The 26,173-nt window shown below is 33.0% G+C and carries 19 protein-coding genes; 4 read left to right on the plus strand and 15 right to left on the minus strand.

Annotated elements, in window-relative coordinates:
• Nucleotides 1–216: 216 nt before the first annotated feature.
• A complete protein-coding gene (gene dnaN / locus HM984_RS09920) occupies nucleotides 217–1,335 on the plus strand; it encodes a DNA polymerase III subunit beta (RefSeq protein ID WP_020896601.1) in 1,119 nt (372 codons plus the stop codon).
• 79 nt (nucleotides 1,336–1,414) lie between these two features.
• Here dnaN and HM984_RS09925 read toward each other — a convergent pair whose 3' ends face one another.
• The gene (locus HM984_RS09925) at nucleotides 1,415–1,777 is read right to left on the minus strand and encodes a DUF4870 domain-containing protein (protein WP_115808502.1); all 363 of its coding nucleotides are present in this window, start codon (nucleotides 1,775–1,777) and stop codon (nucleotides 1,415–1,417) included.
• Between the two features lie 265 nt (nucleotides 1,778–2,042).
• Here HM984_RS09925 and HM984_RS09930 point away from each other — a divergent pair, with 265 nt between their 5' ends.
• Together HM984_RS09930 and pncA are read left to right on the plus strand one after the other, a co-directional pair.
• Nucleotides 2,043–3,440 (plus strand): nicotinate phosphoribosyltransferase, encoded by a 1,398-nt coding sequence (locus HM984_RS09930; protein ID WP_179349049.1) that lies wholly within the window; start codon nucleotides 2,043–2,045, stop codon nucleotides 3,438–3,440.
• A 39-nt stretch (nucleotides 3,441–3,479) separates the two neighbouring features.
• Entirely contained in the window at nucleotides 3,480–4,085 is a 606-nt protein-coding gene (gene pncA, locus HM984_RS09935) for a bifunctional nicotinamidase/pyrazinamidase (RefSeq protein WP_179349050.1), read from the plus strand.
• A 14-nt stretch (nucleotides 4,086–4,099) separates the two neighbouring features.
• Here pncA and HM984_RS09940 read toward each other — a convergent pair whose 3' ends face one another.
• The 13 genes from HM984_RS09940 to HM984_RS10000 form a co-directional block, all read right to left on the minus strand.
• Nucleotides 4,100–4,408 carry a hypothetical protein gene (locus HM984_RS09940; protein ID WP_179349051.1) on the minus strand — a complete coding sequence of 103 codons (309 nt, stop codon included), beginning with the start codon at nucleotides 4,406–4,408 and terminating at the stop codon, nucleotides 4,100–4,102.
• A gap of 15 nt (nucleotides 4,409–4,423) precedes the next feature.
• A complete protein-coding gene (cydB, locus tag HM984_RS09945; RefSeq protein ID WP_179349052.1) occupies nucleotides 4,424–5,497 on the minus strand; it encodes a cytochrome d ubiquinol oxidase subunit II in 1,074 nt (357 codons plus the stop codon).
• A gap of 2 nt (nucleotides 5,498–5,499) precedes the next feature.
• Entirely contained in the window at nucleotides 5,500–6,831 is a 1,332-nt protein-coding gene (locus tag HM984_RS09950; RefSeq protein ID WP_115808497.1) for a cytochrome ubiquinol oxidase subunit I, read from the minus strand.
• A 122-nt stretch (nucleotides 6,832–6,953) separates the two neighbouring features.
• The gene (locus HM984_RS09955) at nucleotides 6,954–7,106 is read right to left on the minus strand and encodes a hypothetical protein (RefSeq protein WP_179349053.1); all 153 of its coding nucleotides are present in this window, start codon (nucleotides 7,104–7,106) and stop codon (nucleotides 6,954–6,956) included.
• 83 nt (nucleotides 7,107–7,189) lie between these two features.
• Nucleotides 7,190–7,483 carry a thioredoxin gene (trxA, locus tag HM984_RS09960; RefSeq protein WP_115808496.1) on the minus strand — a complete coding sequence of 98 codons (294 nt, stop codon included), beginning with the start codon at nucleotides 7,481–7,483 and terminating at the stop codon, nucleotides 7,190–7,192.
• Nucleotides 7,484–7,530: 47 nt separating this feature from the next.
• Nucleotides 7,531–8,310 (minus strand): 4'-phosphopantetheinyl transferase family protein, encoded by a 780-nt coding sequence (locus HM984_RS09965; RefSeq protein WP_179349054.1) that lies wholly within the window; start codon nucleotides 8,308–8,310, stop codon nucleotides 7,531–7,533.
• Nucleotides 8,300–9,184 (minus strand): thioesterase domain-containing protein, encoded by an 885-nt coding sequence (locus tag HM984_RS09970; protein WP_179349055.1) that lies wholly within the window; start codon nucleotides 9,182–9,184, stop codon nucleotides 8,300–8,302. The genes HM984_RS09965 and HM984_RS09970 overlap by 11 nt, the downstream gene beginning before the upstream one ends.
• A gap of 1 nt (nucleotide 9,185) precedes the next feature.
• Nucleotides 9,186–13,175 (minus strand): non-ribosomal peptide synthetase, encoded by a 3,990-nt coding sequence (locus tag HM984_RS09975; RefSeq protein ID WP_179349056.1) that lies wholly within the window; start codon nucleotides 13,173–13,175, stop codon nucleotides 9,186–9,188.
• A gap of 41 nt (nucleotides 13,176–13,216) precedes the next feature.
• The gene (locus tag HM984_RS09980; protein WP_179349057.1) at nucleotides 13,217–19,903 is read right to left on the minus strand and encodes a polyketide synthase; all 6,687 of its coding nucleotides are present in this window, start codon (nucleotides 19,901–19,903) and stop codon (nucleotides 13,217–13,219) included.
• A gap of 396 nt (nucleotides 19,904–20,299) precedes the next feature.
• Nucleotides 20,300–21,394 carry an alanine racemase gene (locus tag HM984_RS09985; protein ID WP_179349058.1) on the minus strand — a complete coding sequence of 365 codons (1,095 nt, stop codon included), beginning with the start codon at nucleotides 21,392–21,394 and terminating at the stop codon, nucleotides 20,300–20,302.
• 91 nt (nucleotides 21,395–21,485) lie between these two features.
• A complete protein-coding gene (locus HM984_RS09990; protein WP_115808490.1) occupies nucleotides 21,486–21,923 on the minus strand; it encodes a GNAT family N-acetyltransferase in 438 nt (145 codons plus the stop codon).
• A gap of 73 nt (nucleotides 21,924–21,996) precedes the next feature.
• On the minus strand, nucleotides 21,997–22,851 hold the full coding sequence (locus HM984_RS09995; protein ID WP_179349059.1) for a class I SAM-dependent methyltransferase: 855 nt from the start codon (nucleotides 22,849–22,851) through the stop codon (nucleotides 21,997–21,999).
• A gap of 33 nt (nucleotides 22,852–22,884) precedes the next feature.
• A complete protein-coding gene (locus tag HM984_RS10000; RefSeq protein ID WP_179349060.1) occupies nucleotides 22,885–23,685 on the minus strand; it encodes a hypothetical protein in 801 nt (266 codons plus the stop codon).
• Nucleotides 23,686–24,147: 462 nt separating this feature from the next.
• Here HM984_RS10000 and HM984_RS10005 point away from each other — a divergent pair, with 462 nt between their 5' ends.
• Nucleotides 24,148–25,146: a metal-dependent hydrolase gene (locus HM984_RS10005; RefSeq protein WP_179349061.1), complete on the plus strand. Its 999-nt coding sequence runs from the start codon at nucleotides 24,148–24,150 to the stop codon at nucleotides 25,144–25,146.
• A gap of 12 nt (nucleotides 25,147–25,158) precedes the next feature.
• Here HM984_RS10005 and HM984_RS10010 read toward each other — a convergent pair whose 3' ends face one another.
• Nucleotides 25,159–26,025, minus strand: a complete 867-nt coding sequence (locus HM984_RS10010) for a phospholipase A (protein WP_179349062.1) — start codon at nucleotides 26,023–26,025, stop codon at nucleotides 25,159–25,161.
• Nucleotides 26,026–26,173: the final 148 nt, after the last annotated feature.

Here is a 26,173-nt window from a genome sequence, read left to right on the forward strand (position 1 = left end):
GTCATTTTCACCCTTGATTTCAGACCCTAAAGCGCATAATTTGTTAATAAGTTTGTTTTAAAAAACCCTTCTATTAGGATATATTTGTAATACCAATTAAAAGTATAAAACACATCTATTCAGCATGAAACATCTAACCAAATGAGGTCAGATTTTATATTAAACTTTCATTAAGGTGTTCTTTGTGTCGGATACAAAACAATTAAGATATAACACATGAAATTCATTGTTTCAAGTACCTATTTATTAAAACAGCTCCAAGTATTAGGAGGGGTTATTAATAACAGTAATACACTACCTATTTTAGATAATTTCTTATTTGAACTAAGCCTATCAAAATTAACGATTTCGGCTAGTGATTTAGAAACGACAATGTCTGCAACAATTGATGTTGAAAGTGATTCTGAAGGCAGCATTGCGTTACCTGCAAGATTACTTTTAGATACCTTAAAGACATTTCCTGAGCAACCTTTAACCTTTGTTGTTGAAGAAAACAATACGGTAGAAATTAGCTCTAATCATGGTAAATATGCTTTAGCTTATGCTGATGGTGCAGAATTTCCAAATGCTGTATCTATTGAAGATGCTAGTACAACAACCATTATGGGAGACATCTTAGCAACAGCAATTAGTAAAACAATTTTTGCTGCTGGTAATGATGACTTAAGACCAGTAATGAGTGGTGTATTCTTTCAGTTTTCTCAAGATAATTTAACCTTTGTAGCAACGGATGCTCATAAATTGGTAAAATATACTAGAAACGATGTTAGCGCAACTGAAACAGCAGAATTCATTATGCCTAAAAAGCCTTTAAATCTTTTAAAGGGTATTTTATCAGGAAGTGATGATGATGTATTAGTAGAATACAACGAATCTAATGCCAAGTTTACTTTTGAAAACTCAGTATTAATTTGTCGTTTAATCGATGGAAAATATCCTAATTACGAAGCGGTAATTCCTAAAGAGAACCCAAATAAATTAGTAATAGATAGAACACAATTTTTAAACTCTGTACGTCGTGTTAGTATTTTCTCTAACAAAACAACGCATCAAATTCGTTTAAAAATCGCTGGTGCAGAATTAAACATCTCTGCGGAAGACATCGATTACTCAAACAAAGCAGAAGAGCGTTTAACATGTGATTACCAAGGTGATGATATGCAAATTGGTTTTAACTCGCGCTTCTTAACAGAAATGATAAATAACTTAAACTCAGATAACGTTCAGTTAGAAATGAGTTTACCAAATAGAGCTGGTATTTTAACGCCAATTGATGGTTTAGATGAAGGTGAGCATGTTACAATGCTTGTTATGCCAGTGATGTTGAATAATTAAGAGCTTATTTCTTGCAACTTAATTCAATACAAAAAGGCTCACCAATTGGTGAGCCTTTTACTTTCCATATCTTTAACTACTAACTAATAAAATTAAGAGACAATGGATAGCTTGGTAATTCTCCGTTACTAGCTTTTATTGCATTTATAATTGGCATAACAAATGCCAAAATAGCAACTAATATTAAGGTTAAAATTCCCAATCCAACAACAAAGATTAACGGAATACTAATTATAGAATAGATAAGCATGCTTAATTGAAAATTCAGAATAGATTTTCCATGAGCATCCATACCTTCAACTTGATCTTTTTGAGTTGCCCAAATAATTAAAGGTGCTAATAGCCCTCCAAAACCTGTAACATAAGTTAATAATTGCGATAAATGTGTTATAACTAATAATTGATTGTCTGTGCGTTTAAGCGTGTGATAATTTGATTCCATAATTGATGATTTTACATTTATATGACGCAAATGGATTTAATTTGTTACACTTCATATATAAAATTAACAAAATTAAGAAATTCCATCCCACTTCCCGAAAACCTCACTTTACTAAAATAGTTTCAGATATGCGTAATCTTTATTAGTTCTTCCCTTTCCGAATGGCAAAATATCCTTAAATTTATTCTCTTATTTTTTTTTAAAATTCTTAACAAGACATCTTTTCACTTTTTGGATATCTTTTAAAGATATAATCTAGATTCTTATGAATATTACAGCTGCATATACCGACCTCTATCAAATCACAATGGCTCAAGTTTACTTTGGCACTAAACCCGATGGACGAGCGGTCTTCGATTATTATTTTCGACATAATCCATTTAAAAGTGGTTATTCTATTTTTGCAGGACTAGAAGATGTTTTGGAAATTCTTGAAACCCTTGAGTTCTCATCATCAGATATTTCATATTTAAAACAAAAAGGGTTTGAAAGCGATTTTCTAGATTATTTAAAGAACTTCCGCTTTAAAGGAAACATTTATTCGAGTAAAGAAGGTGATGTGGTGTTTCCCAACCGACCTATCTTACAAGTGGAGGCTAATATTATAGAAGCTCAGATTATTGAGACGCTTTTACTAAACATTCTTAATTTTCAAACTTTAATTGCTACAAAAGCTAGTAGAATAAGATTTAGCGCTAAAGACGGAATTCTATTAGATATGGGCTTACGTCGTGCACATGCTACTGGTGGCTATTATGCCTCTAGAGCAGCTGCAATTGGTGGGTTTGACAGCACAAGTAATGTTAAGGCTGCTGAGGATTATAATATACCTTCGTCTGGCACCATGGCACATTCTTTTATACAAAGTTATGACGAGGAATTACAAGCTTTTCGAGATTTTTCTAAAATGCGACCAGAAAATTGTGTCCTCTTAATTGACACCTACAATACGCTTAAAAGCGGACTACCAAACGCCATAACTGTGGCCAAAGAAATGGAGATACAAGGAGAGCGATTGCTAGGCGTACGTTTAGATAGTGGTGATTTAGCGTATCTATCTAAAAAAACGCGTGCTATCCTCGATGATGCTAATTTAGGTTACGTAAAAATTGTAGCATCGAACCAATTGGATGAATATGTCATAAAAAGTTTGAAAGAACAAGGTGCACCTATTGATATTTTTGGTGTGGGCACAAACCTAGTCACCGGAAAACCAGATGCTGCCATGGACGGTGTTTATAAATTAGCAGAATATAATGATACACCAAGAATTAAACTTTCTGAAAATATTATTAAAACATCGCTACCATTTAAAAAGCAAGTTTACCGAATGATAGACGACAATGGCATGTTTTACGGTGCTGATGCGATAGCACTTTTTTCTGAAGGCGACGTTGATCTTATGGAACACCCTTTTGATACAACAAAAAGTTTAGACCTTAATTCTTTTAAACATGAACCGTTGCTTGAACAAGTCATGAAAAATGGAAAACGAATAGTTCCATCTCGAACCGTGACTGAAATTTCGAAATATTCTCAATCGCGTTTAGAACAACTTCCTAATGAATACAAACGTTTTCAAAATCCACATATTTACAAAATCGGACTTAGCTCAACACTTAAGAAAGAACGTGATACTTTAATAAAAAAACATAAATTCTAAACGAGTCTAACAAATCAATTCAAAATAAAAAATCTACTGATGAAAACGCTACTGATAATTGATGTACAGAATGATTTTATGCCAAGTGGATCGCTTCCTGTTCCCAATGGAGATGAAATTGTACCTGTAATTAATAAGATTCGAGATAAATTTGATTTGGTAATTGGCACACAAGATTGGCACCCAAAAGATCATATAAGTTTTGCTAGCAATCACGAAGGAAAATCTAATTTTGATGTGATTGAAATTCATAATCAACCACAAATCTTATGGCCAGATCACTGCGTGCAAGGCACAGAAGGCGCAAAATTTCATCCCGGTTTAAATACCGAAAAATTTGAAGCTATTTTTAGAAAAGGAACAGATAAAACTATTGATAGTTACAGTGCCTTTTATGATAATGGCCATTTAAAGTCAACCGGATTAACAGGTTATTTAAAAGAAAAAGAAATCACCCAATTGTATGTTTGTGGTTTAGCGGCGGATATTTGTGTTTACTTTTCAATAATTGATGCCTTGCAGGAAGGTTTTTCTTGCTATTTTATTGATGATGCTTCTAAAGCTCTAGATACTAAAGAATTTGAAACGCTTAAAAAAGAAATGATTGCTAAAGGAATTCAAATCGTAAGGTCGGAATCTTTATAATAGAGACAGCACAATTAGTTCTCTGGTTTTTTATTCATTTTTAAGTAAATCCATTTGGCAAATACAAGTCCTAAAAGACCTCCCAATGCAGATACTACTATATTAATCAATAATCGAAGTCCATCAAAATCCCCATTATTCATTATAGACCAAGGATCAAAACCTAATCTGCCAAAAGACTTGATTAATAAAACACTTCCAAAAACGCCAATTAAAGTATTTCCCTTAAACCCAAACGTATATTTTTTATTAAAATAACCGAATAGATTCGCAGCAATTATTCCTACCAGAATACTAATTAATGAAATTAAAGTGCCTGTCATAATAACAACATTTTATTAATGTCCATAATCCATGTGATCTATTTTCCCACCCATTAATCTTTTTTGAATAATCATATATACAAAAAGAAGAATAAAACCAATAATTCCCCAAGTCATAGCCACAGACAAACCATATTCTGATGCAGCTGTATTGTATATGGTTAAATCCTCGTGAGTATCATTAATAGAAGGTAATATTACAGGAAATAATGATGCCAATGACGATGTGATTCCTCCCAATATTAATAAGGTTGACAATACAAAAGCATGACTATCTTTTTTGATTTTTTTTATAAAAAACAACCCTACTAATCCTATTATATAAATAAAAGGAAACACTAATAAATAAGGCTTATGAATAAAATTATCTAATGAATTAGGGTTCACTATTTGCCATACATATAATGAGAATAATGTCAGCACAGCAAGCGCGATATTCAACTTAAAAATAACACTTTTTAGCTTTGAATTGATTGAGGAATTCGTTTTTAAAATCACCCAATTAGCACCATGAATTGTTAAGGTGACTACAGCAATAAATCCTATAATAATTGTAAACCAATCTATAACTCCAGGGTGCTCTGTTAACGGACTAAAACTACTATCCCATAAAGGCAAGAAAAAATAATGCCCTTCATGAGCGGAAACTCCGTTTTCTACACTTCCTAAATTGACTCCTCTAACAATATTACCCAAAGCGATACCGAAAAACAAGGCTAATAACAAGCTAGAAACTCCAAAGGATTTATCCCAAATATCTTTCCACATTTGATATTTAAACTGTCCTCTAAATTCTAAGCCAATAGCTCTAAAAATAATTAGCCATAAAACAATTATTAAAGGCAGATAAAAGCCACTAAAAACAGAGGCATAAAATGTGGGAAACGCCATAAAAAGCATTCCGCCAGCTGCCACTAACCAAACTTCATTAGAATCCCAAAATAACCCTGCAGACTTTGTAATTACCTCTTTATCCTCTTCTTTTTTAGCAAAGAACAAATGAATGATGCCGGCACCAAAATCATAACCATCTAAAATAAAAAATACAGTTAAAACAATTCCTACCGCGATGTACCAAAATATTTCCATAATTAATGTGTTTTAGGCGTTGGACCTTCGTTAATTGTTTTGCCTACTAAGACTAGAAATAATAAACCTAGTAACATATATAAAGCAACAAAACCTAATAATGTAAATAAGGTATTACCAGATGATACTGTAGGCGAAATACCATCGCTTGTTCTTAATAAGCCGTAAACTAAATACGGTTGCCTACCCAGTTCTGCTGTGTACCACCCCGTAATGTTTGCGATATATGGAAAGGGCACTAAAAACATGATTGTCCAAAGTAGTGGTTTGATATTGTAGAGTTTTTTTCGCCATAAAAAGAACAACGCTAAAGCCATAACACCAATAAATATAGTTCCTAGACCAACCATTATGTGATACGAATAATATAAGGCAGGTATATTATCTGGCAATTCATCGGCATCAAACTGATCCATACCAGGAATTTGTTTGTGCCATTCTTGATAGGTTAAAAAGCTTAATATATTAGGAACTGCAATCTTATTATCTAACTTTTTTTCGACCATGTTAGGTTGTCCTATTAGAACGATTTCGGCCCCTGCTTCTTCGGTTTCAAAAATGCCTTCCATAGCTGCAAATGTTCCTGGTTGGTATTTTGCAACGTTTTTAGCATTCCAATCTCCTGTCGGAAAAGCAACTAACACACTAGAAATAAGTCCAAATACCACACCTGTTTTTAAAAACAATTTTCCATATTCTGAATGTTTGTTTCTTAAGATATAAAACGCACCTATACTAGACATCACAAAAGCGGACGTTACAACCGATGCCATTTGATTATGTAGAAAAGCAGGCAATAACCAAGGGTTTGTAAAAAGAGCAGAAAAGTTTTCTAATACAAATTTTCCATTGTCTAAAATTTCGTATCCAACAGGGTGTTGCATCCAAGCATTAGTAGCGAGGATAAACCAACCACTTGCCCAAGAGCCCAAGAATACTAAAAAGCCTGTTAGAAAGTGTAGCTTCTGCCCCATTAACTTTTCACCAAAAATGAATAGCGCTAAAAACGACGATTCTAGAAAAAAGGAGAACATACCTTCCATGGCTAAAGTTTGTCCAATAATGCCACCTGTTAACTCTGAAAATTTTGCCCAATTGGTGCCAAATTGAAACTCCATCGGAATCCCTGTTACCACACCCATGGTAAAATTAATAGCAAAAATTTTCATGAAAAATTTTGCTGCATTGTTATATTTATCAATTTTAGTTCTAAGAAATTTCCATTTAAAGTAGACGATCATCAACGATAGTCCCATGGTTAATTGCGGAAAAATGTAGTGAAATGTGATAGTAAATGCAAATTGCAATCTATCGTAAAAGATCATGTCTTCCATATCTGGATTTTAGACTATAAAAATACGAATGAAAAGCCAATAACTACGCAACTTTTGCGACATAAAAAGGCCACCTAAATCACTTTAGATAGCCACAGTTTTTCAAATGATTGCATTTATAATTATCTTTCTATTGAATCGTCATCTTTAGGTTTTCCGCTCATCATCATTTTAAGAACAACTCCAACTAAAGTCAGACATACTAATGCAAAAATAGCAATCATTACAACTCCGTTATTCCAATTATTAACAAGTGTCACTGCAGTATTAATCATAATCATGTGTTTAAATTATTACAACAAAAATATAGTACGCAGCTTAATTTAATTATGACATTTATCAGTAAAACCAACTTTAATTAATGTGTATTAATCACATTAATAATATCACTTTCTTGAAGTACACCCGATTGTCTCCAAACTTGCTTACCATTTTTAAATAATAACATTGTTGGCACTCCTCTCACTTGATATTTTGAAGCCAAAGCTTGATTTTTATCAACATCTATTTTTAATATAGTAATACCATCACCCAATTTATCTTTTACTTGTTTTAAAATTGGACTCAACATTTTACAAGGTCCGCACCAATCGGCGAAAAAATCAACTAAAACGGGCTGCTCTTGATTTATTATTTCTGAAAATTTACTCATATCTAACTTAATTTTTTATTGCTAACCAATATATAATATACTTAAGACTAAATTAAACTCCTTATTTCATCTACTGTTGGACTCGGATAGAACGCTATATTAGCGTTACTTAAAGTTTCATTTGTTAGCGCTAATGCTCCTATATGATTTTCGTTTACTTTGAAACTTATAACACTTACATTTTTAAAATTACAGACCAATGCACTCAATATATTGTGGAAACCATCTGTAACAGGGATTTTAATTAAATCCTCATCAATACCTTTTCCTATGGCTTTAACAATCGCTTCTTTTCGAGTCCAAAATTTATAAAACATAGATCTACTGTCTTTACTGCTCTGAATAGTGTCTATTTCGATAATATCGTAGACCACTGGAATAATTTCAGAATAATCAAAGTGTTGATCTATTTTTTCTATATCAACTCCTAACTCACAATTACCAAAGGCAATAATTGCAAAATCACCTGCGTGAGAGACATTAAAAAACAACGTTTTATCTAATGGAAAATACGGTTTATGGTTCTCTCCTTTTTCAAAATAGACTTGTGATACCTCTATACTTTTCTGTTTCGCAATTAAAATTTTAAGAAAACTTCGACAGATAATAAATCGATTTGAATCTCTTAATTGATGATATCTCTGCGCTCTTAGAACTTCTTGTGGTGATAAAAATTTTGATAAAACCTCTATAATATTATAGTATTGCGACAATTCTATTTTAAATAATTTAATAACTGAATTGTCATATACTGAAGCCTCACCTTGTGCCTGCACAACCTTAGACAATCCACAAAACAAACGACTTTCTAAATTCTTAATCTTCATTATTTAAAAGTGTTTGAAGTGTTTTACCAAATTCTTCAACAACAGGTGATAAAAACATTTGAGAATGATTTCCTGGTAATATATGATTTTGAACACCTCTTAAGGCTATTTTTTTCCAACCTAAATATTTGTAGTCGTGCGCAAAGTATATTTTATTAGTCGACCTAAACAATTCTACTTTTATATTTTGCGGAATTATATGGTATCTTTTATAAGCCAACGTATGCATCTCATCAATTGTTGCGGAGCGATTAAACTGTAATTGGTATTGTTTTTCACTTCCATGTTTTAGTTTTAAATATAAGCCAGAAAATTTTATTTTCAATAAGTTAACCCTACGTTTAAAATTAGAAACACTGCTAAACATGTTTAGGCCCATAAAACCTAATTGTCCTACCGCATACAATAAAGAGACTATTTTTTTCTTTTTGGGGTGTGAATAGAAGTAACTTGGATAGACATAACTATCAAATAAAAATAAGCCTTTAATATGTTTCCCTGAAGCCTTCAATTGTTTTACCATTTCAAAAGCGATAATGCCTCCAAACGAGAAGCCTGCTAATGCATAAGGTCCTTCTTTAGTTATATGAGTAATTTCTGAGATATATTGAGATGCCATAGCTTCTACTGTTTCATGTGGCTTTACATCTCCTTTCAACCCTTTAGCTTGCAAAGCGTAAACGGGCTGATCATCGTCTAAAACATTAGCTAAACTATTAAACTTTAAAATATCATAATCAGCACCATGTACAATAAAAAGTGGCTCTTTATGACCATTTTCTCTAATAGGAACCAAAGAATAAGACGTGACGTTGTTTTCAGAATTAGAAAGGTCTGAGGCTTTTAATGAACTATTTCCTTCAGATATTTTCATGTTAACTATCTAATATATTTTGTAAGATTCGTCCTAATTTTTTATCGTTTGGTGGTGAAAGCATGTTAATATGATTTCCTGGGATTTGATGCTTATTAACACCTTTGGTCGCTATTGGTTCCCAACCTAGTAACTCTGTATCATGCGCATAAAAAATATCATTCTCAGCGACTCTTAATAGATCGACTTTAATAGCTAGTGGTAAAATTTGATAATTATTTACAGCTTTATTGTGCATCTGATCTAACTTATAGGGCCAACTCTTAACTAGCTTATGCTGATTTTCTTTTCCTAATTTCAGCTTTAAATAGCTGTTCTTAATACCACCTTTAAACAATTGAATTCTCCGATCAAAATTTGCCTTATTACTAAACATTGTTTTAGTCATAAAAACAGCCATTGCCATTCTGTATTTGGTCTTAGCTATTTTCTTTGCAGTAGTGTTAGAACTGTAATAATGTGGGTACACATAACTATCTAATAACACCACCCTTTTAACATCCTTATTTTGTGCTAATAATTGTCTTGCCATTTCAAAAGCAATGACTCCACCAAAGGAATAACCAGCTAAAGTATAAGGTCCTTTAGGATTAGATTTAATAATCTCTGAAATATAATGTGTCGCCATTTCTTCAACTGTACCTAGTGGCTCATCTATACCATTAAGACCTTTAGCCTGAAGGCCATACACAGGTTGATCTGCATCTAAATTATTAGATAACAATTTAAATATCATCACATTATGATCTGCTCCATGCACCAAGTACAATGGTTCTTTTTTTCCTTTTGGCTGTATAGGTACTAATGAATTCCATGTTATAGAATTTTGATCCATATCTAGATAAAGCGCCAATTTCTCTATTGTAGAATGGGTCATTAAAGCAGCCAGTGGTAATCTTTTTCCTGTTTCTTTTTCTAAAAGAGACATTACTCGTACGGCGATTAACGAATGACCACCAAGCTCAAAAAAGTTACTGTAAATACTAATGTTTTTAATCTTTAAACAGTCTTCCCATATGTCCGCAACTAATTGCTCAACAATTGTCCTAGGTGCTGTATGTTCCTCAGAATTATTTATAGATAACGTTGAGTTTTTTAATAAAGTTTTACGATCAATTTTACCGTTTAGCGTTTTAGGAAACTCATTAATAAGGTTTATTTTTTGAGGTACCATGTGAGACGGTAACAAGGCTTTTAAATTAGTTTTCCATTTTTGATCTGAATTCTCTGAAGGACTATAGGATGGACTTGCGATGACAAATGCTTTTAATTGTTCTCCATCCATCATTACAACCGAAGATTCAATATCTTCTAGTGTATTCATAACCTCTTCTATTTCGCCTAACTCAATACGATGCCCTCTTATTTTAACTTGATCGTCTATACGCCCTAAACACAGAACTTCACCTGTATGAAGTAATTTTCCTAAGTCACCGGTACGATATAATATTTTATTTGAAGTCGTTTCAAATGGATTTGGAATAAATTTTTCTGCAGTTAAATCTGATCGTTTCCAATATCCCATAGAAACACCATCACCTGCAATACATAACTCTCCAATCGCACCTGGACTTACTAACATGTTTTGGTCATTAAGTAAATACAATTGCGTATTAGCTATAGGTTTACCGATAGTAATTAAATCATCATCCGCTTTAATTTGTTTTACGGCAGACCAAATTGTAGTTTCTGTTGGGCCGTACACATTCCAAAGTTCATCAACCTTGTTTAGAAGCTTTTTTGATAAAGCTAGAGGTAAAGATTCTCCTCCACATAATGCTTTTAAAGGAAAAGCAGTTTCCCATCCCGAATCTAATAACATTTGCCATGTTGTAGGTGTTGCCTGCATTATGGTAATATTTTCTTTTTTAAGAAGATCTAACATTAAACGACCATCTTTTGCGGTATCATCATCAGAAATAATTAATTCAGCTCCTTTTAAAAGGGGAAGAAATAATTCTAAACCGGCAATATCAAAAGAAATAGTTGTTATTGATAATAATCTATCAGATTCCTTAATACCAGGCTCTTTGGCCATGCTACTTAAGAAATTAACTAAATTTTTATGAGAAACTTGTACTCCCTTTGGTTTTCCTGTAGAACCAGATGTATAAAGTAAGTATGCTATATCATTTTGATTAACCTCAACATTTAATGAATCTTGTGAGAATTCATTCAAATTTGAAAACAAGTCTTCTATTAGTAGTGTTGATGCTGTTGTTTCTAATTTTGAAGCTAATCCTTGTGTGGTTATTAAAACTTTGGATTCAGAATCGTTTATCATAAAATTTAAACGATCATTAGGATAATTTGGATCTAAGGGCAGGTACGCTGCTCCGCATTTCATAATAGCCAATAAGCTAACGACAAGCTCTATAGAACGCGGTAAACAAACACCTACAAAATCACCTTTAGCTATTCCTTTTGACTTTAAACTGTGTGCTAATTGATTTACTTGTAGCTCTAAATCTCTATATGAAATCTCAGTATCTGTAAATTTTAAAGCCTTTTTATTATGAAATTTTTGAGCTTGTTTTATCAATAACTCATGTAATGGTAAATCAGAATACGAGGTAACTGTAGCGTTTAGTTTTTTATAATCAGTATCATCCGTTTTAATTATATCCGAAATAGAGTTTTCTGGATTTTCTACAATTTTTTCTATGATATCCTCTAGAGAATTCATCATTTTTTTAATTGTTGCCCCAGTAAAAAGAGATGCATTATATTGCCATTCTAAAACAAAATCATCTTCTGAACCACTCGCATTTAAAAATATTTCAAAAGCTTCATACGTTCTAGGATTAGCCTTTAATTTAAACGTCAAATCTTTAAAAAAAACTTGATTGCTCATCCCCATATCAATATTAAAGACAACGGGTACTAATGGAATACGAGACGGGTCTCTTGCAATAGGCAATTTTTGAAGTAGTTGACCAAAACTTAATTGTTGATGGTCATATGCATCAAACATTAAAGATTTGCGATTTTTTAGATAAGCATTAAATGGCTGATCTAAAACAACTTTACTTCGTAATGGTAATAAATTAACACAATGTCCTATTAATTGTGTTTTCCCTGTGACTGCTTGTCCGGCTGCAGGCAAACCTAAAACAATATCACTCTGCCCTGTTTGTTTACAGAGAAACAATTCAAAAGCAGTCATTAAAGTTGTTACAAAACTACTACCAACACGTACACCTGTTTTTTTAAGCTTAGCTAATAAATCACTATTTAAAGGAAAGTCTAGGCGATCACTTTTATAATTCCGTACCTCAGGCCTTGGAAAATTCGTTGGCATATTTAGCTCTGGTACGTTAGGCTGGTACTGCTTTAGCCAAAATTGTTCTGTGTCACGAAATTCCTCACTAATTAAAAACTGTTGGTGTTCATCTGCATAATCACTATATGGTATGGGATCTGGAATTTTTAGATTCTCGCTAGATACATTTGAAGAATACAACAACCCCAATTCTTCAATCATAATACCAGTAGACCAACCATCGCATATTATATGATGTGCGGTTAGTACTAATTGATGCTCATTTTTGTTTAATTTAATCAATCCTGCTCTCAATAATGGTCCACTAACCAAATCAAAAACTTTATTAGCATCTGTTAAAATATACTGAGCAACTTTATTCTTTTTTTCGGAATCAGTAAGGTGAGAAATATCATCAAAATCTAAAGGAATAGTCACCTCTTCTAAGACAGTCATAAAACGTCCATCTGTACTAAATATAGCACGCAAAGACTCATGCCTCTTAATCAACTGGCTTATAGCGTCCTCTAAGGCTAATTTATCTAAATCACCATTTAAGACAATAGAAACAGACTCATTATAGGATCTATTAGCGTCCTCACCTCCTAATCTACAACCAATCCAAATTTCAGCTTGCGATTGGGTAGCGTAAATGACCTTTTCAACTTTTGGTCCATCAAAAGGGTTGAATGCTTTTTTATTTATAGTATCAGTTGGTTGTAAAATCATTTTTATAAAACGGGTTGGGCGTATTATTTAAATTCTATCTCTTATAATTCTATACGAAGAAATTCTCCTTCATTCTTTTCATCTTTAACAAACCATGCTGGGTTACCATTATCATCAATTCCTAAACGCGCGTTAGAAACAGGCGGGTTGTTTAATTCTTTAGTTGAATAATTATTTTCATCTATTTTAGCACCACTATGACCATTTAACTCTGAATTAAAAATTCCAACAGCAATAAGCTCTTCAATACTTAAAACGATATTCTTAATTAACTTATCGATATCATTTTCAGAAAATGCTTCTGTCATATAACACGGAAAGCCATCCCAAATATGGAATCCTTTTTCTCGCATTAACACGAAGAATAACTCTGAATAAGGAATCTCTTCTAAAAATTTAAGTCGCCATAAAGAACGGTAATAGGTGATTTCTATTGGAAGACTATTATTTTTAAAGTATCCATTAAGTTCTGTAGCTAAGCGTTCTGTTAGTGCTGCCAAACCATCTTGAAGCGCAATTCCTTTATTTTTAAAGTGATGTAACGACGCTTTTGCTGCCGCTAGAGCTAGAGGATGACGTACAAATGTACCTGCGAAATAAGTGACTCCTATTTCGGGGAAAGAATCATCACCAAATTTCCAGAAACCACCATCTAGCGCATCCATGTATTTTCTTTTACCACATATTGCACCTATAGACATGCCTCCACCGATCACTTTTCCGTAAGTTGCAACATCTGCCTCAATACCAAATATGGCTTGCGCACCACCGGGATGCATTCTAAATCCGGTTATAATTTCATCAAAAATGAGAACTGTATCAGATGCTGTAGTCACTTCCCTTACTTCCTTTAAGAAATCAATCGGCTGAAATTCTGGTCTACGACTTTGTACTGGTTCTACAAGTACTGCTGCTATTTCGTGAGCACGTTCTTTGATAATTGCTAAACTTTCTTCGGTTCCATAGTCTAAGATTAGCATATTCTGAACAGCACCTGGAAGAATCCCTGGAGCCGCTGGGAATGTTCTTAATTTTTTTGATCCTCTTACAATAACCTCATCGTTAATACCATGATAAGAACTAGAAAAGGCTACAATAAGTGAGCGACCTGTTACAGTCCGTGCAATACGCATGGCGCCTAACACAGCTTCTGAACCTGTATTACATAACGCTGCACGATCATGACCAGTAAATTCACAAAGTAGTTCACAAACCTCACCAGCTAATGGATGTTGAGGACCAACCTCAAAACCTTGTTCTATTTGATGGTGTAAAGCTTCTTTTATAAAATCGGGTTGATGACCAAATAAACAGGCCCCAAAACCATTTAATATATCCATGTATTCATTGCCATCTAAATCCCAAAGTTTATTACCTGACGATTTTTCGATGACCAACGGATAGACCAACTCTTTAGTTAATGGCTTAAAACCAGAAACAACTCTTGGATCTGCCATTTTAGAACGATGGTGTTGAGCATAAGCTTTACTCTTAGCTGTTTTAGCATTATAACTTGCTGTTAAATTCTTTAAAAACAAGCTTTGGTCACTACTTAATCCTGAAGATTGTTTATCTATTTTAGGAGATGCTCCAAAAGGTTTTTGATGTTCTTTCTTTTCTTCTTCTGTTCTAATATCATCATTAGAGTTAACTAAAGGCGAAACGGTCTTTGTGTTATTTTTCACTTCAGCCTCAGGTGTATTTGAAACAACTGGTGCAGGAGCATTATTTGCATCTCCCTGAAGTAATTGCAGTTGTTGACCTAAAAGTTGCAACTGTTGTGCAATAAGGTTCAATGCCGGATTTTGATCTCTTTGAGGTGCCACATAAGTATTTTGTATGGTATTGGTACTAGGTGCTGACTGTTGAATTGGTGCTTGTTGCTGTACTTGTTGTTGTTGTTGTTGTACTGGCGCAAAAGCATCTGCTGGCAACACGCTGTCTAAATGCGTGGCCAATAGATTAGGTGACCCAAACTCATCATTAAGCTGTCTGAATGTTATAGGTACATTAAATTCATTCTTACACGTAATAGCCATTTGTGTTAGAACGAGCGAGTCGAGACCAAGTTCTAAAAAACTCTGATCTGCTTCATTTTCTTCAATTTCTATTCCTGAGTTATCTTCAATGATATCTGATATTTTTTTAAGAAGTAAAGGCTTTCTCATAATCTTAGTATTGATATTCGGTATGGGGTCAATAATTATATTTTCTTCAATTTTGATATTACTTTTAACGGTATTAATATCTGTAACAGCATTAACCGTAGTATCTACCACTGGAGGGTCTAACCAACACGGCTTACGATCAAACACATAAGAAGGCAACCAAACTTTTTGTCTAGCTTGGCCATCATAAAAAGATTTCCAATTAGGTTCTATACCATTCAACCATAAATCTCCTAAGGCAGATAATATGGTATGGTAAGCGTTTTCGCCTTCCTTTGGAATAGTTAAACTAGCGATAGAAGCTAAGGATTTTAATCCTTTCTTTTGCATCGATAAGGTTGTTAATGCACGACCAGGCCCCATCTCTAATAAAACAGGATCTTCTAAGCCTAAAACCGTTTCCATAGCGCCAGAAAAGTTTACTGCTTCTCTTAAATGGTTCGTCCAATATGTAGAACTTGTTGCTTCAGCATCAGTAAGCCAATCTCCTGTAACCGTAGATACAATTGGTAAACGCGGCACGCTTAAAGTCACCTTTTTCACCTCTTCCTCAAAAGCTCCTAAAACAGGGTCCATCATTGTAGAATGAAAAGCATGACTTGTTAATAAAAGCATATTTGCAATACCTTTATCATTTAAGACTTTTGCAAAATCTTCTACATCTTTATCAGGTCCTGAAATAACAATTAAGCGATCGGAGTTAATAGCTGCAATTGATAATGTCTCTGGCAGTAATCCTTCAAGGCTTTCAATATTTGTACGTACCGATAACATACTTCCGCCAGGTAACTCACTTACCAATTTTCCACGAACTGTTATTAAGTGTAATGCATCTTCCAAAGTGAAAATACCCGCTAAATGAGCCGCAACAAATTCACCAATACTATGTCCACAAAGTAAAGTTGGTTTAATTTCCCAGCTCATCCAAAGTTGTGACAGTGCATACTCTACAACAAATAATGCTGGTTGGGTAAACTTGGTATCCTTTAATTGTAATTCGGCCTCACTGCTATTATCATCTGGATAAATAATTTTTCTTATGTCTAATTTTAATTCCGTTTTTAAAAGTTCAGCACAATAATCCACGGCCTCTCTAAAAACAGTTTCGCTATCATAAAGCGCTTTACCCATTTGCAAGTATTGTGAACCTTGACCTGGAAATAAAAATGCAATTTCACTAGGAATAACCTTCAATGTATTGCTTTTAACAGCTTTAGAATCCTCGGAACTTAACAAATGACTAGCTTCTATAGCATCATTACCTGTTATGGCAAAACTGCGATATTGAAAGACATCTCTTGTTTTATTTAAAGAATACGCGGTATCAGCAAGCGCTATTTCTGGATTCGTCTTTACATAATCACCTAACGCCTTTTGGTAACCCTCTTGACTGTTTTGTGATTTAGCAGACCATGTTAGTAATTGTAACGGTCTACCTGAATCTGTTTCTTTTTCATTGGCTTCATATTCTTCTAGAACAATATGCACATTTGTACCACCAACTCCAAAAGAGCTCACTCCTGCAATTCTTGGAGTTTCAGATTCCCAAGGTCTTAACTTATTATTGACAAAAAACGGACTATTTTCAAAATCTATGGATGGATTAGGGTTTTCAAATCCTAAAGAAGCAGGAATCTGACGGTACTTCATTGCTAAAGTCGTCTTAATTAATCCTGCCACACCTGCAGCTGCTGTGAGGTGCCCTATATTACTTTTAATTGAACCTACGGCGCAATACCCATTGGTTTCTTGATCACCGAAAGCCAAACGAAGACCTTCAATCTCAATAGGATCACCTAGAGGAGTTGCTGTTCCGTGTGCTTCTATATAACTTACCTGTGAAGGTTTAATACCTGCATCTAATTGCGCACTGTTTATAGCACCTGCTTGTCCTTCTACACTTGGAGCTGTAAAACTTCCTTTATCACTTCCATCGTTATTAACACCTATTCCTTTAATAACACCATGGATTATATCACCATCGCGTTTTGCATCCTCTAAACTTTTAAGAAGTACCACGCCAGCACCATCGCAAAACATAGTTCCTGTACCATTAGCATCAAAAGATCGACACTGTCCATTAGAACTCAACATCGATCCTTCTTGATATAAGTGACCACTATTCATTGGCGACGTTACACTAGCTCCTCCGGCTAAAGCAACGTCACATTGCCCATTACGTATAGATTCTACAGCCTGAGCAATTGCTAATGAAGACGTGGAACATGCCGAATGTACACTTACCGCTGGTCCTTTTAAATTTAAATGGTATGCTGTACGTGTTGCAATGTAGTCTTTGTCATTAGTTGTATTGGCCTGTACTTCCCCGATTTGACTCATCAACTCTTTGTTCGGAAATACATTATTAAGAAAATATGTGTTGATATAAACACCTGCAAATACACCAATTTTACCATCGTAAAGATTTGGTAAATAACCAGATTGTTCTAATGCCTCCCATGATATCTCTAGAAATAATCGCTGCTGAGGATCCATTGCAGATGCCAATTTAGGGTTGAGTCCAAAAAATTTAGCATCGAACGTTTTTGCTGAAGGCACAATACCTCTCGCACCAACGTAAAGTGGATTATTACGTATCGATTCGGGAATACTTTTATCTAATTCTTCAGGTGTGAAAAATGAAATGGTTTCTTTGCCATCTCTTAAAACTTCCCACAATTCATTTATTGAAGAAGCTCCTGGAAAACGTCCTGACATTCCAATAATGGCGATATCACTATTGGAATGTCTCTTATTTTTTCGCTTTGATTGCGCAAATGTCGATTTATTCTGATCTAACTCAAAAAAATTAGCGAGTCCAGCAATCGTAGGATATTGATAAATCTTTGTTACTGGTACTTTTACTTTAAGGTTTTCAGCTATTAAAACGGCCACTTTTTGAGTTAAGAGAGAATTACCTCCCATTTCAAAAAAGTTATCGTCAATACCAATCTGTGGTATATGCAAAGCTTTACTCCAAATTTTTGCAATATCTTTCTCTATTTTAGTTCTAGGTTTTCTTAAAAGTGGAGCATTAGTAGATCTTTGAAACTCTGGAAGTGGCAGGTTCTTTTTATCAACTTTACCATTTGTTGTTGTAGGAAAATCGTCTATCCACATAATGAGCGACGGTATCATGTATTCTGGGAGAATTTCAGAAAGTTGATGGCGTACACTATTCGAATCTTTTATCGTATTTTCAGATTCTATATATGCTACTAATTTTGCTTCACCTGTATGATTACTAGAAATAACAGTGGCACGTTTAATATTTGGAAGTGTGTTAATTGCCGCTTCTACTTCACCTAATTCTAAACGATAACCGCTAATTTTAACTTGGTCGTCTTTCCTTCCTATAAATTCTATAGTACCATTAGGAAGCCATTTGGCTAAATCACCTGTTTTATACATCCTATCATTTTCTTCAAATGGATTTTCAATAAAGCTTTTTGTAGTCAGTTCTGGCAAGTTTAAGTACCCTTTTGCCAAACCTATACCCGACATGTATAAATCACCTGCAGTACCTACAGGTAACATTTCCATATCTTTAGACAAGATGTAAACTTTTGTGTTTTGTATGGGTTTTCCTATTGTTAATACAGTATTATGGTTATCAGTGGAAGAATATTTGTATAACATCGAGGTTACCGTAGTCTCTGTAAGTCCATACGCATTGTAAAAATCACATATTGTGCTTAATTTTTGAGCTAAGGTTAACGAGCATGTCTCGCCACCTGCGACAATTCTTTTAAGTGATTTTATTTCAGATAAGCCCTCAATAGTTTCGAGATAACTAGGTGTGCTATTAAGGTGTGTTATAGAATGTTTTTTTATAAAATCTGTAACGGCATGATCTTTTATGGTTTGCTTATCAACAATTACCGTTGTAGCACCATTGAATAACGCTAAAAATATTTGTTCTATTGAGGCATCAAAAAAATAGTTAGAAAATTGTAATATTCTATCTGTACTATTTAAACCATAATTTTGAGTTTCGCCGAGTATAAGACTCACAACAGATCTTTGTTTAATCATTACACCTTTTGGATTACCTGTGGTACCTGAAGTGTACATGATATAAGCAAGATCATCAGATTTAGATCCTACGTCTCTTAGAAGTTTATCACTGTATTTTTCTTTTGAATTGATAAAATCTTCAATAATTGAATCATCGATAGTAAATTTACAATTACTATCTTTTTTAATAAATTCTTTCCTAACAAGAGGAGCTTCAATATCAATGGGAACATAGGCTGCACCTACTTTAAGTATACTAAGAATACTTATTACAATCCATTCGCTTCGCTCAATCATTAGACCGACAAAGTCATTTAAACCTATATTGTGATTAGCTATTAAGTAGTTTGCAAATTGGTTAGAAATAGCATCTAATTCTTTAAAACTTATTTCTTTAGCACCAAAAATAACTGCTATATTGTTAGGAGTATTCTCTGCTTGTATTAAAAATAAGTCTACAATTGTTTTGTCTATAGGAAACTTAGCATCCGTATTATTAAACTCCCTTAATGACTCAACTATCTCTGGTTTGGTTAAATCCATAGTATAAAATTATAACTTTTAAAGAATTAAGCGTTTAGCTAATTCTTTAACATCAATTAATATTAAAAACAGAGGGGGTTTTTATTAGGGAAGAATAAAATTAACGTAATTCTTCATTTAGATGAAAAATTTTAGTCATAAAACAATTTTCTCTGTTAAAGAACACCGATTTAATTCATAAAAATATAACTAACATTAAAACCTATTAACCTGCTGACTAATAAAGCCCTAATATAAAGGTTTTTTATCATAAAAATATTCCAATTACAGCATTCTAAGTAAATATAGTGATGATAATTTACAACCTAACGCTATAGAACAAAACGTAAGTAAATTTCTATATTTTCTTTGATAAATACAAGAAGTATTATTAGAAACACATTCTCATATTAACACTCAAACATATACTTTATGAATAAATTTGGAACTTAACAACCGAGCAACAGCCATATAGTTTAGTCTAAACTTTATTTTATCTCCAACCTTGTACTTTATTGTATTTGCTTCTGTTTTATTGTCGCCCACATCAATAACGACCATATCTGAAGTTGCGCCTACAAATAAAAAATTATCTTCAGCCTCTAAATCATTTTTATCCACATCTAATAAACCGAAGTCTAAAATAGCTTTATAAGATTTAAGCGTACTACGATTACTATCATTATGAATTGCCTGTCCGTTGTTAGAATCAGTTATGACATCTCCTGGCACTACATTTTTTTCAATGAGCTCTATAATATTTGCATAGAATTCAAATGTGTCTTTATGCAAGCCTTTAAATTGTTGTCCTTCTAATGGACAAACACCTAAAAAAGCAGCCTCTCCTATCCTAAAGTGATTGATATCTTTTGGTACTAAATTATCTTCAATTAGCGGAAGGGTAATAGATGTACCACCAGATATAAGTTTTAGGTTTTTATTGAATTTTGAAGCAATAAGCGCTTTACTATAAGACAATTGCTCTAACTTATTATAGCTTGGCTCTATACCAAACATACATCCTAAGTTTGAACCAATACCTACGACTTCAATATGAGATAAATTGAAAACACTTTGATAAAATGCTACAACATCCTCATTATTTATGCCTTCGCGTAATTCACCCAATTCGATCATAATAATGATTTTATGAATCCGATTTTTTTGCTTTGCAGACGCATTTAATGCTTCAATTGTAGAAATCGACGTGTTCAATGAAATATCAGCATAATCAATGACATCATCAACATGGGCTAATGCTGGTGGATTAATATAAATAGTTTCTAAATTAGGATATACTGCTTTCAGGGTTTTTAAACTGCTTAATTTTGAGTCACTAACCGATTTTATTTTTTCAATAACATCTTTAGTTAAAATCGTCTTAATGAAAGTATTATCTCCAGAAAACACTTTGGTAACTAAACTCCATTCAATATTATGAGCTTCAAAATAATGACTTAAAAACTTAATATTTTCTTTTATTTTTTCTGAATGTATAATTAACTCTGCCATTGCAATTTGTTTTTGTCTATAGATTGAAAAAGCGTAAACTACTTAATGCTTAATACTTAAGCTACTTAGCATTTTTTTGTTGTCGCAACTTTTATTTTTCTAATCGCATTTCCAAATACTTATTAGTAAATCCTAACTTTTCATATAGCATTTTGGCAGGATTATCTTTTTCACAGTGCAAGGCTATACTACCTTCACAATTACTAATAGCATACTCCATTAATTTTTTCCCAAAGCCTTTTCTCCTATGGTCTTTATGAGTTGCAATGTAGACCAAAATATTCTCTGGTATATACTCATCCATTCCTGTTTTATTGATAACGACAACACCTACAATCTTCTCCTCCTCTTCCATTACAAATACATAACCTCCTAAACTAGGACGATCTTTTACAGCATAGTCTATTGCCTTTTTTATAGCAGTTATGGGGTCACCATATTTCTCTAAATGCGTAAATATAAAATTGGCAACGCGCTCCCTTTCTAAAGCGGTTATTTTATTTAAAGCATCGTATGTCGTTGTCTTCATTTTTAATTATTATGTTATTATTCAATAACCTCTAAAGAATTTATCATTCAAAATGATTGAATGAAAATTATTATTAAAAGTTTTTTGACCCTACAATTTTTATAATATAAGGGTGTCCTGACTCACTTTTCGCATCTGAATACCAAACGTTGAATCCCGTGTCTTTAAAAAGTTTTTCGTAATTATGAGAAAAAGATCCTTCTACTCCATAGACTTTAGAGTTTGGATTGGTCTCATAATTATGCTCTGAATCCGTAGGTTCTATCGCATAGAATATAATATTACCTAAAGTATTTAGTTTTTTAAAAAAAGTAATGAGCTGTTGTTGTGTAAAATATTCTAAAACTCCTCTAAAAGTTAAAAACACAAAATTACCTTGTTGCTGATTTTCTAACCAATCGAGAACATCTCCACCAATAAATTTCAACTTAGAATTATCTTTATAGTTGATTTGATTAATTTTGGTTTGTTCTTCACTTAGGTCTATTCCAATAAAATCTTTTATATCAGGATAATTTAATGACAAGTAATTTAAAACACTACCATTACCTGTTCCTATTTCTACTAATTTCTCGAATGCAATAGGTGCATTTGAAATTTCATTTTTAAGAACATCGAGTGTATCCTTATAAGCAGGCAAGTGAATATTCTTTAAATTATCTTCTGTGTTGTTTACAAAATGATCTCCTTGCTTGGCCCAATACGTCTTATGTAATTGCGCCAACTGATCATGGTCTTCATTCTTTTCAATTTTTTTAAGAATGGCTCTACGCATTAAGCGTTCAGATAAGCTTAAATTATCTCCCAACACTAGGGTTAATCCTTTTTCTGATAATTGCTTCACTTTTTGGGGGCGTAAGGTAACAAGCAGACTACCAACAGTATTTGTAAGAAACCCAACTAAAACAGACCTGATTTTTCCTTTCATAATAAAAGCTTAAACATTAATATTAGACATTATTTATGAGCGTTTTAATTGCAGCTTCTTCTTTTTATTATTTTTTATAAGGTAATCGGCACCCCATAATCCTAACATTGTTAAAAAATAAATGATACCAAAGGTCGTATATGTAGGTGCGCCTCCATTTGTTGGCGCTATTGGGAATGATACCAAAGTTAAATTCACCATAGATTGTAATAGCAGTACACAAATACCACTTTTAGTATGACTATAAATAAAAGCACACATTCCTGCAACACCAAACATAAAAATAAACGCAGATACTATTGGGATTTCAGGTAAAATACCCTCACCTAGAAGAATTACAGGAATAAACCATAACGTCCAAAAAACAGCTACAATTTGACCTGCATAAAATGGCTTTATACTTTTAGATAATTCTCGGATACAATAACTAACCCATACAACTTCACCTAGAAAAGCCCAAACAAAGAAAGCGAGATAAGCCCTAAGAGTTGTGGTTTTAATACTAATGAACGCATCAACCTCAACATCATAATAGGTACTTTTTAATACCAATGTAATAAGCGCTATTGTTGATGGAAAAATTAAACTTAAAAGATACCATTTAGGATGAACCTTCCAAGTTAGCATAGGCTTAAACAAATTAATTACACCTTTCAGCCCTCTAGTATACAGCAATAAGCAAATTAAAATAAATAATAGAATGCAAAAGCGACCTGTCATATATATAGATTCTGAAATAAAACCTTCAATTCTTGCCTGTACAAAAGGTACGTTTACCACAGGACAAAGAATTAGAAATATCCAAACTTCATATTTTTTTACAAAACTTCTCATACTTTATTTACATTAATTAATGCTTATAGATTAGAATTTCTTGTTATTTTATTTGTGCTTTTTTTAGAAAGAATATCATTCATTTTACAACTATAGATAGTGAATATACTTCAATAAAGTAGAAACTTTTACTTTCTTTATAACATTATTCCAACTTTAAAATAAGTAAATCAACTCTCCATCAAACAACTCAAAATCAAAAACTTAAACTCAAGCGACACACAAATGGTGAAAGTTCAAAAAAAAGTTTAAAACAACAATACATTTCCTATGAAAAGCGAGAATTTAGGCTGAGTGACTAAGAATCAATTAGCACACAAACAATCTGATCTTTTTTCAATACACAATGTAAACAACAACCTCCTTCTTCTATAAATTTAAAAATGCAAGTACCAAATTCTCGTTTACATCTTAACTAGTTTTCGTAGTATTTTCATTCTAAAGATTATCTTTGAACATATTATGGATTCACTCACACAAATCGTTTTAGGAGCTGCCGTAGGCGAGGCCGTTTTAGGTAGAAAAGTTGGAAATAAAGCTATTTTATACGGTGCTATTGCTGGTACTATACCAGATTTAGACATTTTTGCATCCCACTTTACGGATACCGTTTCTGCATTAGCCATTCATCGTGGCTTTACTCATTCTATTATATTCTCATTGCTCTTTGCCCCTATTTTTGGTTGGCTCGTCTCACGCTATGAAAGCTATAAAGATTTTAAAGGTTGGTCATGGCTGTTTTTCTGGGCTTTAATTACGCACCCGATGTTAGATGCACATACCACTTGGGGTACACAATTCTTTTGGCCTTTAGATTTAAGATTGGCCTTTAAAACCATTTTTGTAATTGACCCATTATATACATTGCCCTTTTTAGTGTTTTTAATTTTGACCATGTTTCAAAAGCGTACTTCTGAAAAACGCCGACTATATAATGGTCTTGGTCTTACAATCAGTACCGCATATTTAGCCTTAACGTTCATTTTAAAAGATGTTGCAATAACTCATTTTGAAGACGAATTACTAATGCAAAATATTGATTACAATGAATTAGACACGCGACCATCTCCACTTAACACCATATTATGGAATGCGAATGTGGAAACGAAAAACGCCTATTTATTGGGGACTTATTCCTTTTTTGACACTAAAGACATTACGTTTGAAGCCTACCCTAAAAATCATGAATTATTAGGAGACTTAGTTGAAAACGAAAAGGTAAAACGTATGATTGCGATTTCGGAAGGTTGGTATACCATTAATAAAGTTGATGACCAATTGTACTTTAACGATCTTCGTTTTGGATTACTAAGTATGGCACCTCAATCTCAAAATTTTGTGTTTAAATATTTAATAGATGTAGATTCCTTTGGAAATGTGAGCTTTATTGAACAAGAAAAAACACAGCGAGACGGTAAACAATTGATGTTAGATTTATGGAAACGTGTTAAAGGAAATTAAGCGGTTTGCTATTTACTTTTTTCTTCCATTAAACCATCTAAACTCATTAGTTCTAATAACGTAACCAATTCTAATCATACTTTGTGATTGTTGATAGTTTAGCAAACCTTCAGCTTGGCCAACATACCATTCTAACATTAAGTATTGATTAGAAATATTATTACTAAATGGGTTGTAATAAACTCGTGCTCTAACAGATCCTTTTCCTTCAAAATTTAAACCTTTCCGCAATCTTAAATCAAAAATTAATTTATCTGGTCGATAGGTATGAGACACGTTAATTTGCCCCAACCCAACGTATTCTAAAAGATCTGGATTACCTTCTTTATAAGTAAACGGCAACCAAGCTTTAAAACTAGCTACTGTATTTTTATAAATACCAGTAGTATATTCTACATTTATACGGTTCCAACTACGAGAGGCAATACTATCTCTACCGTTAGACTCATGCTCAAAAGATAGCGTCCCTACTCCTTTTAAACGATTCTCTTTATCATAGAAAAACTTACCTATCGCTATAGAAGGATTAAAATTAATATCCTTAAATGGAAACGAATCTTCATAGATATTCCAAAATGACTTCTGAGTGTAGGTTAAAAACAAATAAGTGTCTAACGGTAATTTACTTCGCGTCAAAATTTGTTTAAAACTTATTTGATATTTCGCATTAGCTGTGGCACTATTTATTGACTTATTGGTAGGTACACCTGTAACTAAAAAATTGTCTTTGTGTATAGAAAAATAAGGCTGCTGAGCAATAGAATCTTGTAGTTCTTCTTTCGTGTAGGCTTGTGAATGTAATGCGGTTGTAGCAAAAATCATCAAAAGAATAAGGCTTGCTGCTTTAAGGAATTTAAAGTTGTGTATAAATTTAGTCATAGGACGTTGTAAAATTTCAGATCGTATTAATTTTAAGAAACAAAGATGATTAATAGTAACCAACTTACTTAACTCAAATACAGATTACACTAATCTAAAACAAAAATATGATCATTTTTTTCAGTTTGTAATTAGAGTAATCAAATTT

It is taken from the genome of Winogradskyella pacifica, from assembly GCF_013403915.1.
GTDB lineage: Bacteria > Bacteroidota > Bacteroidia > Flavobacteriales > Flavobacteriaceae > Winogradskyella > Winogradskyella pacifica.